Source organism: Flagellimonas zhangzhouensis (genome assembly GCF_900102925.1).
Lineage (GTDB): Bacteria > Bacteroidota > Bacteroidia > Flavobacteriales > Flavobacteriaceae > Flagellimonas > Flagellimonas zhangzhouensis.
In genome coordinates, this window is the sequence record NZ_FNKI01000002.1 from 80,853 (window position 1) to 93,975 (window position 13,123).

Annotated in this window: 18 protein-coding genes; all 18 read left to right on the forward strand. The window is 39.5% G+C overall.

The window, feature by feature from the left end:
- Nucleotides 1-16 precede the first annotated feature (16 nt).
- The 18 genes from rpsH to BLQ18_RS07215 all read left to right on the forward strand — a co-directional run bounded on the left by rpsH (nucleotide 17) and on the right by BLQ18_RS07215 (nucleotide 13,082).
- Nucleotides 17-415 (forward strand): 30S ribosomal protein S8, encoded by a 399-nt coding sequence (gene rpsH, locus BLQ18_RS07130; RefSeq protein WP_090293764.1) that lies wholly within the window; start codon nucleotides 17-19, stop codon nucleotides 413-415.
- 19 nt (nucleotides 416-434) lie between these two features.
- Nucleotides 435-977, forward strand: coding sequence for a 50S ribosomal protein L6 (gene rplF, locus BLQ18_RS07135; RefSeq protein WP_090293765.1), 543 nt, complete (start codon nucleotides 435-437; stop codon nucleotides 975-977).
- An 11-nt stretch (nucleotides 978-988) separates the two neighbouring features.
- Nucleotides 989-1,342, forward strand: coding sequence for a 50S ribosomal protein L18 (rplR, locus tag BLQ18_RS07140; protein WP_090293766.1), 354 nt, complete (start codon nucleotides 989-991; stop codon nucleotides 1,340-1,342).
- A 6-nt stretch (nucleotides 1,343-1,348) separates the two neighbouring features.
- On the forward strand, nucleotides 1,349-1,873 hold the full coding sequence (rpsE, locus tag BLQ18_RS07145; RefSeq protein ID WP_090293767.1) for a 30S ribosomal protein S5: 525 nt from the start codon (nucleotides 1,349-1,351) through the stop codon (nucleotides 1,871-1,873).
- Nucleotides 1,874-1,885: 12 nt separating this feature from the next.
- Nucleotides 1,886-2,065 (forward strand): 50S ribosomal protein L30, encoded by a 180-nt coding sequence (gene rpmD, locus BLQ18_RS07150; protein ID WP_090293768.1) that lies wholly within the window; start codon nucleotides 1,886-1,888, stop codon nucleotides 2,063-2,065.
- A 13-nt stretch (nucleotides 2,066-2,078) separates the two neighbouring features.
- Entirely contained in the window at nucleotides 2,079-2,531 is a 453-nt protein-coding gene (rplO, locus tag BLQ18_RS07155; RefSeq protein ID WP_090293769.1) for a 50S ribosomal protein L15, read from the forward strand.
- Between the two features lie 10 nt (nucleotides 2,532-2,541).
- Nucleotides 2,542-3,885 carry a preprotein translocase subunit SecY gene (secY, locus tag BLQ18_RS07160; protein ID WP_090293770.1) on the forward strand — a complete coding sequence of 448 codons (1,344 nt, stop codon included), beginning with the start codon at nucleotides 2,542-2,544 and terminating at the stop codon, nucleotides 3,883-3,885.
- A gap of 3 nt (nucleotides 3,886-3,888) precedes the next feature.
- Nucleotides 3,889-4,104 carry a translation initiation factor IF-1 gene (infA, locus tag BLQ18_RS07165; RefSeq protein ID WP_014031991.1) on the forward strand — a complete coding sequence of 72 codons (216 nt, stop codon included), beginning with the start codon at nucleotides 3,889-3,891 and terminating at the stop codon, nucleotides 4,102-4,104.
- Nucleotides 4,105-4,108: 4 nt separating this feature from the next.
- Nucleotides 4,109-4,225: a type B 50S ribosomal protein L36 gene (gene ykgO / locus BLQ18_RS07170; RefSeq protein ID WP_010519235.1), complete on the forward strand. Its 117-nt coding sequence runs from the start codon at nucleotides 4,109-4,111 to the stop codon at nucleotides 4,223-4,225.
- A 2-nt stretch (nucleotides 4,226-4,227) separates the two neighbouring features.
- The gene (rpsM, locus tag BLQ18_RS07175; protein WP_090293771.1) at nucleotides 4,228-4,602 is read left to right on the forward strand and encodes a 30S ribosomal protein S13; all 375 of its coding nucleotides are present in this window, start codon (nucleotides 4,228-4,230) and stop codon (nucleotides 4,600-4,602) included.
- A 107-nt stretch (nucleotides 4,603-4,709) separates the two neighbouring features.
- On the forward strand, nucleotides 4,710-5,102 hold the full coding sequence (gene rpsK / locus BLQ18_RS07180) for a 30S ribosomal protein S11 (protein ID WP_090293772.1): 393 nt from the start codon (nucleotides 4,710-4,712) through the stop codon (nucleotides 5,100-5,102).
- Nucleotides 5,103-5,214: 112 nt separating this feature from the next.
- Nucleotides 5,215-5,820 (forward strand): 30S ribosomal protein S4, encoded by a 606-nt coding sequence (gene rpsD / locus BLQ18_RS07185; RefSeq protein WP_090293773.1) that lies wholly within the window; start codon nucleotides 5,215-5,217, stop codon nucleotides 5,818-5,820.
- Between the two features lie 21 nt (nucleotides 5,821-5,841).
- Complete coding sequence (locus BLQ18_RS07190; RefSeq protein ID WP_090293774.1) at nucleotides 5,842-6,834, forward strand: DNA-directed RNA polymerase subunit alpha; 993 nt, start codon at nucleotides 5,842-5,844, stop codon at nucleotides 6,832-6,834.
- Nucleotides 6,835-6,894: 60 nt separating this feature from the next.
- Nucleotides 6,895-7,398, forward strand: a complete 504-nt coding sequence (rplQ, locus tag BLQ18_RS07195) for a 50S ribosomal protein L17 (protein ID WP_090293775.1) — start codon at nucleotides 6,895-6,897, stop codon at nucleotides 7,396-7,398.
- A gap of 98 nt (nucleotides 7,399-7,496) precedes the next feature.
- Nucleotides 7,497-8,609, forward strand: coding sequence for a glutamine-hydrolyzing carbamoyl-phosphate synthase small subunit (carA, locus tag BLQ18_RS07200; RefSeq protein WP_090293776.1), 1,113 nt, complete (start codon nucleotides 7,497-7,499; stop codon nucleotides 8,607-8,609).
- A gap of 118 nt (nucleotides 8,610-8,727) precedes the next feature.
- Entirely contained in the window at nucleotides 8,728-10,020 is a 1,293-nt protein-coding gene (gene eno / locus BLQ18_RS07205) for a phosphopyruvate hydratase (protein WP_090293777.1), read from the forward strand.
- A gap of 119 nt (nucleotides 10,021-10,139) precedes the next feature.
- Entirely contained in the window at nucleotides 10,140-11,678 is a 1,539-nt protein-coding gene (locus tag BLQ18_RS07210; protein WP_090293778.1) for a glycogen synthase, read from the forward strand.
- 120 nt (nucleotides 11,679-11,798) lie between these two features.
- Entirely contained in the window at nucleotides 11,799-13,082 is a 1,284-nt protein-coding gene (locus BLQ18_RS07215; RefSeq protein ID WP_090293779.1) for a citrate synthase, read from the forward strand.
- Nucleotides 13,083-13,123: the final 41 nt, after the last annotated feature.

Genomic DNA, 13,123 nt, shown 5'->3' on the forward strand with positions numbered 1-13,123 from the left:
TAGATATAGAAAAGAAATGCTTACAGATCCAATTTCAGATTATTTGACCAGATTGAGAAATGCCAACATGGCAGGTCATAGAGTAGTGGATATTCCCGCTTCCAATCTAAAGAAACAGATTACCAAAATATTGTTCGACCAAGGATATATTTTGAGCTATAAGTTCGAAGAAGATAAAGTACAGGGTAATATTAAAATCGCCCTTAAGTACGATAAATTCACAAAAGAACCTATCATCAAAAAATTGCAAAGAGTAAGTAAACCAGGTTTGCGTAAGTACACAGGTTCTGGTGATTTACCAAGAGTATTGAACGGGTTGGGTATTGCTATCGTGTCTACGTCACACGGTGTAATGACCAGCAAGCAAGCTCAGCAAGAGAACGTAGGTGGTGAAGTATTGTGCTACGTATATTAATTGAGAAAAGAGTAGAAAAATGTCAAGAATAGGTAATAGTCCAATTGCAATTCCCGATGGAGTCACTGTAGAAGTGAAAGATTCCATGGTTACTGTAAAAGGTGGTCTAGGAGAACTTAGCCAAGAGTTTTCAGGAGTTGATGTTAAAGTTGAGGATGGAAGTGTTGTTTTGGAACGACCTTCGGAATCAAAAGAGCACAAGGCTAAGCATGGTTTGTACCGTGCACTTATCAATAATATGGTTTTGGGTGTATCCAAAGGATGGACCAAGGAATTGGAACTTGTAGGTGTTGGTTATAGAGCCAGCAATCAAGGACAAAAATTGGATATTGCCCTTGGATTTTCTCACAATATTGTTTTGGATATTGCTCCAGAAGTGAAAATCGAGACCGTATCCGAAAAAGGGAAAAACCCTATTGTAAAACTAACGTCTCACGACAAGCAATTGGTAGGTCAAGTAGCTGCCAAGATCAGATCTTTCCGTAAGCCTGAGCCTTACAAAGGAAAAGGAGTTAAGTTTGTTGGTGAAATACTAAGAAGAAAAGCAGGTAAATCAGCTTAATAATTAAGACTATGGGATTATCTAAGACTGAAAGAAAATTACGCATCCGAAGAAGAATACGCAAAGTATCTTTCGGAACTGAAACAAGACCAAGATTGTCTGTGTTCAGAAGCAATAAAGAAATATATGCCCAGTTGATTGACGACAACAACGGTGTTACCTTGGCATCAGCTTCATCTAGAGATAAAGATGTTGAAGCTACAGGTACAAAGTCTGAAGTTGCAACCAATGTAGGTAAAGCTATTGCAGAGAAAGCTCAAAAGCTCGGCATTGAGACTGTAGCCTTCGATAGAGGTGGAAACCTATATCACGGTAGAGTAAAATCATTGGCCGAAGGAGCAAGGGAAGCAGGATTAAAATTTTAAGAAACTATGTACCAGAATTACAAAAACGTAGAAACAGTAAAGCCAGGAGGACTGGAGTTGAAAGACCGTTTGGTTGGAGTACAAAGAGTTACCAAAGTAACAAAAGGTGGTAGAGCCTTTGGTTTTTCAGCAATCGTTGTTGTTGGTGATGAAAACGGAGTTGTTGGACATGGTTTGGGTAAATCCAAAGAAGTAGCCACTGCAATTGCAAAAGCTATCGAGGATGCCAAAAAGAACTTGGTTCGTATTCCTTTAACAAAAGCTACACTTCCTCATGAGCAAAAAGGTAAGTTTGGTGGTGCTAGAGTTTTCATTAAACCTGCATCGCATGGTACCGGGGTAATTGCCGGTGGAGCTGTGAGAGCGGTATTGGAAGCAGTAGGTGTACAAGACGTATTGTCTAAGTCACAAGGTTCTTCCAACCCTCACAACGTAGTAAAAGCTACTTTCGATGCTTTGTTGCAATTGAGAAGTGCTGATACTGTAGCAAAACAAAGAGGAGTTTCTTTGGAAAAAGTCTTTAAAGGATAAACATAGGATATTATGTCAAAGATTAAAGTTAAACAAGAAAAGAGCGCCATCAAAAGGCCACAGAACCAAAAGAGAACTTTGGAGGCACTTGGTTTGCGCAAGATCGGGCAGGTTGTTGAACACGATGCAACCCCTAGTATCCTTGGAATGGTAGAAAAGGTAAAACACTTGGTTTCCACAGAGGAAGCTTAAAATATAAAGGCACATGGATTTGAATAATCTAAAACCAGCGGATGGCGCTGTGCACAAAGAAGGAAAACGAGTAGGAAGAGGAGAAGGATCTGGTAAAGGAGGAACTTCCACCCGTGGACACAAAGGAGCCAAATCTAGATCAGGTTATTCCAAAAAGATCGGTTTCGAAGGTGGTCAGATGCCATTGCAAAGACGTGTTCCCAAGTTTGGTTTTAAAAACATCAACAGAAAGGAATACAGAGGAATCAATCTAGGAACACTACAAGAGTTGGTAGACAATGGTACTTTCAAAAGCGAAGTAACTTTCGATGCCCTTGTAGAAAATGGGTTGGCCCACAAAAACGATTTGGTAAAGATTTTAGGAGATGGCGAATTGAAAGCTTCTCTTAAAGTATCAGTACATAAATTTACTGCTTCCGCTAAAGCTGCTATCGAAGCTGCAGGAGGTGAGGCAATAAGTTTATAAGAAATAGAGCATGAAGAAATTTATTGAGACCATATCCAATATTTGGAAGATTGATGAACTAAGACAACGTATCATCCTAACACTGGGACTACTATTGGTTTACCGATTTGGAGCCCAAGTTGTTCTTCCGGGTATCGATACTGCCCAATTGGCCCAATTGAATTCGCAAACAGAAAGCGGAATTTTGGGTATTCTTAATGCTTTTACAGGTGGTGCTTTCGCGAATGCTTCGGTATTCGCTTTGGGTATTATGCCCTATATCTCAGCATCCATTGTAGTACAGTTGATGGGTATTGCCATACCTTATCTTCAAAAACTACAAAAAGAAGGAGAAAGTGGAAGAAAGACTATCAACCAAATTACACGTTGGTTAACCATTGGTATCTGTATAGTTCAGGCACCAGCTTACTTGTACGGTCTAGGTGCACTTGGTGTTCCAGATAGCGCATTTGTATTGGGTAAAGGTTTGGATTTCATTGTTCCAGCAGTAATCATCTTGGTAACAGGATGTGTATTTGCAATGTGGTTGGGTGAAAAAATCACCGATAAAGGAATCGGAAACGGTATCTCTTTGTTGATTATGGTAGGTATTATTGCTACCATGCCTGTTGCTTTTGCACAAGAATTTGATTCAAGAACTACTGGAGCTGCAGGTGGATTGATGTTCGTTCTAATTGAAGTGATTGTTTGGTTCTTGGTAATTTTGGCCAGTGTTTATTTAACAATGGCAGTTAGACAGATTCCAGTACAATACGCAAGAAGAACTGCTTCCGGTGGTTATGAGAAAAACATTATGGGAGCTCGCCAGTATATTCCTTTAAAGTTGAATGCATCTGGTGTAATGCCAATTATCTTTGCACAAGCAATTATGTTTGCGCCAAGTTTAATCGGTAGAACATTTAATGATACAGCAGCAGGTCAATGGATGGAAGTTCAATTCGCTGATATATTCGGATTGGCTTATAATATTCTATTTGCCCTATTAATTATAATATTCACCTATTTTTACACCGCGATTACCGTGCCTACCAATAAGATGGCCGATGATTTGAAAAGAAGTGGAGGTTTTATACCAGGTATTCGTCCAGGAAAGGAAACAGGTGACTATTTAGATAAAATTATGTCATTGATCACATTGCCAGGTTCAGTTTTCTTGGCGCTATTGGCAGTATTGCCTGCAATTGTGGTTAAATTGATGGATGTTCAAGCATCATGGGCATTATTTTACGGTGGAACATCCCTTTTGATTATGGTTGGTGTAGCAATCGATACGGTGCAACAAGTAAATTCTTATTTGTTGAACAGACATTACGATGGCTTGATGAAAACCGGAAAAAATAGAAAAGTAGCATAATATATGGCAAAGCAGCCAGCAATAGAACAAGACGGGACTATTATTGAAGCATTGTCTAATGCAATGTTCAGGGTAGAATTGGAAAATGGGCACGTGGTAACAGCACATATCTCAGGAAAAATGAGAATGCACTATATCAAATTGCTTCCCGGAGATAAGGTAAAGTTGGAGATGAGTCCATACGATTTAACAAAAGCAAGAATTACTTATAGATACTAATTACATGAAAGTAAGAGCATCAATAAAGAAGAGAAGTGCCGACTGCAAAATAGTACGCAGAAAGGGCAGATTGTACGTAATCAACAAAAAGAATCCTAGATTTAAACAAAGACAAGGGTAATTATGGCAAGAATTGCAGGTGTAGATATACCTAAACAAAAGCGTGGCGTTATTTCACTTACCTATATTTTCGGTATAGGTAATAGCAGGGCGCAGGAGATTTTGAAGACCGCCCAAGTAAGCGAGGATACTAAAGTTCAAGATTGGACCGATGAAGAAATTGGTAAAATCAGGGATGCAGTTTCTGCTTACACCATTGAAGGTGAGCTTCGTTCAGAAACCCAAATGAACATCAAGCGTTTGATGGACATTGGTTGTTACCGTGGAATTCGTCACAGAGCTGGATTGCCACTAAGAGGTCAACGTACCAAGAACAACTCTAGGACCAGAAAAGGAAAAAGAAAAACAGTTGCCAACAAAAAGAAAGCAACTAAATAATAAGCAGTAACAGTCATTAGTTAGTATTTAGACGTTAGAAGAATCTGTTTGAAATGTAAAAGTCTAGGATTCCAATAACTAAGAGCTAACACTAGAAACTAAAAAATATGGCAAAGGCAAGTACCAAAACAGCAAAGAAGCGTAAAGTAGTAGTAGAATCTACTGGTGAGGCGCACGTGGTAGCATCCTTCAACAACATTATCATTTCCCTAACCAACAAAAAAGGAGACGTAATCTCTTGGTCTTCTGCTGGTAAAATGGGATTCCGTGGTTCTAAAAAGAACACACCTTACGCAGCTCAGGTAGCCGCTGAAGATTGTGCCAAAGTAGCACACGAAGCAGGTCTGAGAAAAGTAAAAGTGTACGTTAAAGGACCAGGTAATGGTAGAGAATCAGCTATCCGTACCATTCACAATGCTGGTATTGAGGTAACCGAAATCGTGGACGTAACTCCACTACCACACAACGGGTGTAGACCACCTAAAAGAAGAAGAGTTTAATTATCAATTATATTGTTTAACGGGCCCCCTAAAAAGGGTCTTCATCAAAGGTGCAATCAGATTATCGAAGGATAAGCCTTAATTCATAATCGTACCTTTTAAAAATTAGAAGATGGCAAGATATACAGGACCAAAAACAAAAATCGCCAGAAAGTTTGGAGAGGCGATTTTCGGAGACGACAAGTCTTTTGAAAAGAAAAATTATCCTCCAGGACAACACGGTAACAACCGTCGCCGTGGTAAAAAATCTGAATACGCTATTCAGTTGGCCGAAAAACAAAAGGCCAAATATACCTATGGTATTTTGGAGCGTCAGTTCCGTAACCTTTTCGCAGAGGCGAAAAGAAAAGAAGGTGTAACCGGTGAGGTTTTGCTTCAATTATGTGAGTCCCGTTTGGACAACGTAGTGTTCAGAATGGGTATCTCTCCATCAAGAAGAGGAGCTCGTCAATTGGTATCACACCGTCACATTACCGTTAACGGTGATTTAGTAAACATTCCATCTTACAAATTAAAGCCAGGAGATGTTGTTGGTGTAAGGGAAAAATCTAAATCTGTTCAAGCTATCGAAGATTCATTGGCAAACAATAGTAGTGTTTACGAATGGATTACTTGGAACTCAGCTACAAAAGAAGGAACTTTTGTAACTATTCCAGAAAGACTTCAGATTCCTGAAAACATCAAGGAACAACTGATCGTCGAATTGTACTCTAAATAAGAATTCAACATTAATCCAATTATGGCATTACTTAATTTTCAGAAGCCCGATAAAGTTATAATGATCGATTCCACAGATTTCGAAGGGAAATTTGAATTTCGCCCTTTGGAACCTGGTTATGGATTAACAGTTGGGAATGCGCTGAGAAGAGTATTACTTTCCTCTTTGGAAGGTTTTGCAATCACTTCTGTTCGCATAGATGGAGTTGAACATGAGTTTTCTGTTATTCCAGGCGTTGTAGAAGACGTGACCGAAATCATTTTGAATCTTAAACAAGTTAGGTTCAAAAGACAGATTGATGATGTTGAGAGCGAGACTGTATCTATTTCCGTTAGTGGAAAAGAACAATTGACCGCTGGAGATTTCCAAAAATTCATTTCTGGATACCAAGTACTAAACCCAGATTTAGTGCTTTGTAACATGGATCCAAAAGTGAGCATTAACATGGAGATTGTAATCGAAAAAGGACGTGGATACGTTCCAGCAGAAGAAAACAAAAAATCAAATGCACCCTTGGGAAGCATTTCAGTTGATTCTGTTTACACTCCAGTTAAAAACGTAAAATATAGCATCGAAAACTATAGGGTAGAGCAAAAAACCGATTACGAGAAATTGGTTTTCGAAATCATCACTGATGGTTCCATCCACCCAAAAGATGCTTTGACCGAAGCTGCCAAAGTTTTGATTCACCACTTTATGTTGTTCTCTGATGAGCGTATCACCCTTGAGGCTGATGAAATTGCTCAAACTGAGACTTACGATGAGGAATCATTGCACATGCGTCAGTTGTTAAAAACCAAATTGGTAGACATGGACTTGTCCGTTAGGGCTTTGAACTGTCTTAAAGCTGCTGAAGTAGATACTTTGGGAGATTTGGTTTCCTTCAACAAGAACGATTTGATGAAGTTCAGAAACTTTGGTAAAAAATCTTTGACCGAATTGGAAGAGTTGGTAATCAACAAAGGTCTTCAGTTTGGAATGGATTTGAGCAAATACAAATTAGATAAAGATTAATAATCATATTTTGCTCCCCAACTAAAATTGGGTCTGGAAGCAAGATGATAAATTAGAAACATGAGACACGGAAAAAAAATCAATCACCTAGGAAGAAAATCTGCCCACAGAAAGGCGATGTTGGCCAATATGGCTTGTTCCTTAATCGAGCACAAGCGCATCAACACCACTGTAGCTAAAGCAAAAGCTTTGAAGCAGTTTGTTGAGCCTTTGATTACTAAGGCCAAAACCGAAAACAACCAGACTACCGAAAAAGGTATGCACAACAGAAGAGTTGTTTTCAGTAACCTTAGAAGCAAAGAGGCCATCACTGAATTGTTCAGCACAGTGGCTGAAAAAGTGGGTGACAGACCAGGTGGATATACCAGAATCATTAAATTGGGAAACCGATTGGGAGATAACGCCGATATGGCGATGATCGAGTTGGTAGACTTCAACGAAGTGTACAACGCTGGTAAACCTAAGAAAAAATCTACCAGAAGAAGTAGAAGAGGAGGAAGTAGCAAAGCTGAGGCACCTGCTCCAGCAGCAGCTGAAACCAAAACTGACGATTCTGAAGAATAAGAAGAATGTTATTAACTATTGTATTAGTGGAAAAAGGATAAGTGAGAACTTATCCTTTTTTTATGTTTTTTTGTTAAACTGAATTTTTAGAGCACACAATGAAGTATCACACAAAGAAAAAAGCGTTGATTTTGTTGGCCGATGGAACCATTTTTTATGGTAAGGCCGTTGGAGGAAAGGAAGGTACCGCTGTAGGTGAAGTATGTTTTAATACTGGAATGACAGGGTATCAAGAAATTTTTACCGATCCTTCATACTATGGACAGTTAATGGTGACTACCAATGCCCATATTGGTAATTATGGTACCCATTTGGAAGAAATAGAATCCGATTCAATTAAAATTGCGGGCTTAATCTGTAAAAACTTCAGTTACGATTATTCCAGACCAAGCGCGAATATGAGCTTGTTGGAATTTTTAAATGAAAACAATCTATTGGCCATTTCAGATGTGGATACCCGTGCATTGGTTAGCTACATTAGAGACAATGGAGCCATGAACGCTTTGATCTCTACCCGAGTAGATGAGATCGATGCTTTGAAAGAAGAGTTGAAACAAGTGCCAAGTATGGAAGGTTTGGAACTTTCTTCCAAAGTATCTACAAAGGAGCCTTACTTCTACGGTGATGAAAATGCTGAGATTAAAATTTCAGCCTTGGATATCGGAATCAAAAAGAATATCCTAAGAAACTTGGCCAAAAGAGGAGCCTATATCAAAGTATATCCATACAATGCCTCTTTTGAAGATATGAAAGAATGGAATCCAGATGGATACTTCATTTCCAATGGTCCTGGGGATCCAGAACCATTAACAGAGGCTGTGGCAGCTGCCAAAGAAATGATCAATTCAGAAAAACCTTTGTTTGGAATTTGTTTGGGACACCAAGTTTTGGCGTTGGCCAATGGGATTTCAACCTATAAAATGCACAACGGACACCGCGGGATCAACCACCCAATTTTGAACTTGGTTACAGGTAAAGGAGAAATCACTTCCCAAAACCATGGTTTTGCGATTAACAGGGAAGAGACCGAAGCGCATCCAGAATTGGAAATCACACATACGCATTTGAACGATCATACTGTGGCAGGAATCAAAATGAAGGAAAAGGACGTTTTCTCGGTGCAATACCACCCAGAAGCAAGTCCAGGACCACACGATGCCGAGTATTTGTTCGACCAATTTTTCGATGCGATCAAAACCAGTAAGAATTAAAACGTTGTAGTTTTATTTTTAAGTTATTTCCAGCTATTTGTGAAAGATATCATAAAGGAAAAAGCATGCCTTTTCGTATCTTTACTCGAATAATCACAACACTAAATATTGAGATAAAATGAGCATTATTATCAACATTCATGCAAGACAAATATTGGATTCAAGAGGAAATCCAACAGTAGAGGTAGACGTAGTTACCGAAAATGGTATTTTGGGAAGGGCAGCAGTTCCTTCAGGAGCTTCTACAGGAGAGCATGAGGCTGTTGAGTTGCGAGATGGTGGAGACTCCTTTATGGGAAAAGGTGTTGGTAAAGCCGTGAACAACGTAAATTCAGTTATAGCAGAAGAATTGATCGGAACATCTGTTTTCGAGCAAAACTATATTGACAAAACCATGATCGAATTGGATGGTACGCCAAACAAATCGAAATTGGGAGCAAACGCAATCCTAGGTGTGTCTTTGGCCGTTGCAAAAGCTGCAGCCAACGAATTGGGAATGCCATTGTATCGCTACGTAGGTGGTGTTAGTGCCAATACATTGCCGGTACCAATGATGAACATCATTAACGGTGGTTCTCACTCCGATGCACCAATCGCTTTCCAGGAGTTCATGGTAATGCCAGTTAAAGCAAAAGATTTTAGCCATGCCATGCAAATGGGAACTGAAATCTTCCACAACCTTAAAAAAGTATTGCACGACCGTAACTTGAGCACTGCAGTTGGTGACGAAGGTGGTTTTGCTCCAACTTTGGAAGGTGGTACCGAAGATGCTTTGGATACCATCGGAAAAGCAGTTGAAAAAGCAGGATACAAATTGGGCGACGACGTAATGATCGCTTTGGATTGTGCTTCTGCTGAGTTCTACGTAGACGGAAAATACGACTACACTAAATTTGAAGGAGATAAAGGAATGGTAAGAACTTCCGAAGAACAAGCACAGTACTTGGCTGATCTTTGTGAAAAATATCCAATTATCTCTATCGAGGATGGAATGGACGAAAATGACTGGGACGGTTGGAAATTGTTGACCGAAAAAATCGGCGATAAAGTTCAATTGGTAGGTGACGATTTGTTCGTGACCAACGTAGAGCGTTTGTCTAGAGGTATCGAAAACGGAATTGCCAACTCAATCTTGATTAAGGTAAACCAAATTGGCACCTTGACCGAAACCATTGCTGCAGTGAACATGGCTAAAAATGCTGGGTACACTTCCGTAATGTCTCACCGTTCTGGAGAAACTGAAGATAACACCATCGCTGATTTGGCAGTGGCTTTGAACACAGGACAAATCAAAACAGGTTCCGCTTCTCGTAGTGACCGTATGGCCAAGTACAATCAATTGCTTAGAATTGAAGAAGAATTGGGAGATATCGCATATTACCCAAAAGAAAAAGCCTTCAAGGTAAAATAAGCATAATGATTTTTTAGCATAGAAGAAGCCTTTCCAAAACTGGAAAGGCTTTTTTTTGTTACACTAACAAAGTTTGGTTAAATTAAGGGTGGAAGAATCACCTTTTTTAAATTTCCTTCATGAATAATTTTCTTTTTGTTGCCGCTGAAAATGATGCTTTGGCAAACTGCAAAGCAGGCGGAATGGGTGATGTGGTTCGAGATGTGCCACGTCAAATTTCTGAGCATGGAGATAAAGTACACGTAATTGTGCCTGCTTACTCCAGATTGCATCATGGAGGAATTCCTAAGACCACTTTAAACTTTATGCTCCGTGGCATGGTGTACACGGCCGAACTTTATGAAGTAAAACCCAAAAAGGAGTTTCCAAACATATTCCATTATGTATTGCACCATCCAGAAATAGAACCTGGTGACATTGCGCATATTTATCACAACGACCCAGAAGAACCATTTTATACCGATGCCATCAAGTACTTTATTTTTTGTACTGCCGTAGCTGAAGCTATAAAGGCGGGAGCTTTTGGTGATGTGGATGTGGTTCATTTACACGATTGGCACTCAAGTTTGTTGTTGTTCCTAAGGGAATATCATCCCGAGTATACCAATCTCAAGGATATTCGTGTGGTGTACAGTATCCATAATTTGGCCATCCAAGGCATCCGCCCATTCAGTGGAAATTATTCTTCTGTGAAAAATTGGTTCCCCGATGTGGATATCAATTATCAACGATTGATGGATTACCGTTATCAGGATTGTATCAACCTAATGGCCGTGGGAATTCGTTTTGCCGATGCAGTGCATACGGTTTCCCCATCTTATATGGAAGACGTGATGAAACCCAGCTCGCCTCCCGAATTTATTGGTGGCGAAGGTTTGGAAAATGATTTGGTCCAAGCCCATGAAGAAGGACGATTGTTCGGCATTCTAAATGGTTGTAACTATAAAAACATCAACAAAGAGAAAAAGGGGAATATTTATCGCAATACGGTAAAAGCCTTGTTCCAATGGTTGCAAGAAGAATCCAAAAAATATAAGGCCGACTTTTTGGCCCACACAGGTGAAAAAATCATGGCATTTGTGGAAGAACGACCAAAATTTATTGTTTCAAGTGTGGCACGATTGACAGAGCAGAAGTTTTATTTTTTCATGCGTTCGCCAGAAGCTTTCGTAGAGATTTTAAAGCGATTGGAAAAAGTGAACGGCATTTTTATGCTTTTGGGAACAGGAGCTCCTGAATACGAAGAACTGTTTAGGGACTTAAGCTACAAACACAAGAACTTTGTTTTTACCAACGGTCAGTCCGAAAAACTTATCGATTCCCTCTATTTGGAATCGGACCTTTATTTTATGCCCAGCCTTTTTGAACCTTGTGGTATCAGCCAGATGTTGGCTATGAGAAATGGCAATCCTTGTTTGGTACACCATACAGGTGGACTTAAAGATACCGTGGAACATATGGTGACTGGATTTAGCTTTGATGGGGACACCTATGATGAGAAAATAAAGAACATGTTGGAATCGTTTGATGTGGCCCTCGATGTCTTTGAAAATGATAAACCAACATGGAAAAAAATTCAAGCCGCAGCACGGAGAAAACGATTTACGTGGAAAAAATCTGTGGATGAATACTACACGCTACTCTATAAATTGAGTTAAGTAATTTTTTCTATATCATTTTAGCGTTAATATCTGCACAAATAGCAAATTGAAATTGTTAATGGTTGTGCTTTTTCGTAATTTCCGCATTCTATTTTTACTAATTTATTAAAATATAAAATGTCGGATAAAGCAATACTCGAATATGGGGGAGAAAGGTATGAATTCCCTGTGATTAAAGGTACTGAAGATGAATTGGCCATAGATATCAAAACACTGCGTGCAGCAACAGGAATGGTAACCATAGATCCAGGTTACAAAAACACTGGTTCCTGTGAAAGTGCCATCACCTTTCTCGATGGTGAGAAGGGAATTTTGAGATATCGTGGGTACTCCATCGAAGACCTTGCCGAGAAAGCCGACTTTTTGGAAGTTGCCTACCTTTTGATTTTTGGTGAATTGCCAAACAAGGAGCAACTTGAAAAATTCCATAATGACATTAAGGAAGAATCCCAAGTGGATGAGGAAATGAAGAAAATTTTGGATGGTTTTCCAAAATCAGCTCACCCAATGGGCGTATTGTCTTCATTGACCAGTGCATTGGTTGCCTTTAACCCAACTTCTGTTGATGTTTCTTCCGAAAGTGCCATGTACAATTCAATTGTGCGCATTTTGGCTAAATTCCCAGTATTGGTAGCTTGGACACTTCGCAAGAAAAAAGGACTTCCTTTGGATTATGGTGATGATACCTTGGGCTATGTGGAGAACATTCACAAAATGATGTTCAAGAGACCCAACCAAGAATACAAAAAGGACCGTATCGCTATCGATGCTTTGGATAAATTATTGATTCTTCATGCAGATCACGAGCAAAACTGTTCTACATCAACCGTGAGAATCGTTGGTTCTTCACATGCTGGCTTGTTTGCTTCCTTGTCTGCAGGTATTTCTGCACTTTGGGGTCCATTGCACGGAGGTGCCAACCAAGCTGTATTGGAAATGTTGGAGGCTATTGAAGCTGATGGAGGAGATACCAAAAAATATATGGCCAAGGCCAAGGACAAAGATGATCCATTTAGATTAATGGGCTTTGGACACAGAGTATACAAAAACTTCGACCCTAGAGCTAGAATCATTAAGAAAGCAGCTGATGATGTATTGGGCAACTTAGGTATTGAAGATCCAATTTTGGATATCGCCAAAGGTTTGGAAAAAGAAGCTTTGGAAGATTCATACTTTGTAGATAGAAAATTGTACCCGAACGTAGATTTCTATTCAGGGATTATTTACCGCGCATTGGGTATTCCAACCGAAATGTTCACCGTAATGTTTGCATTGGGTAGGTTGCCAGGATGGATTGCTCAATGGAGAGAAATGCGTTTGAGAAAAGAACCTATCGGAAGACCAAGACAGGTTTATATCGGAGAAAACTTAAGACCATTTGTTTCCTTGGAAAAAAGGTAAGATTTGGGACTAAAGATTTTAAAAGGGGCGATAAGAATTGC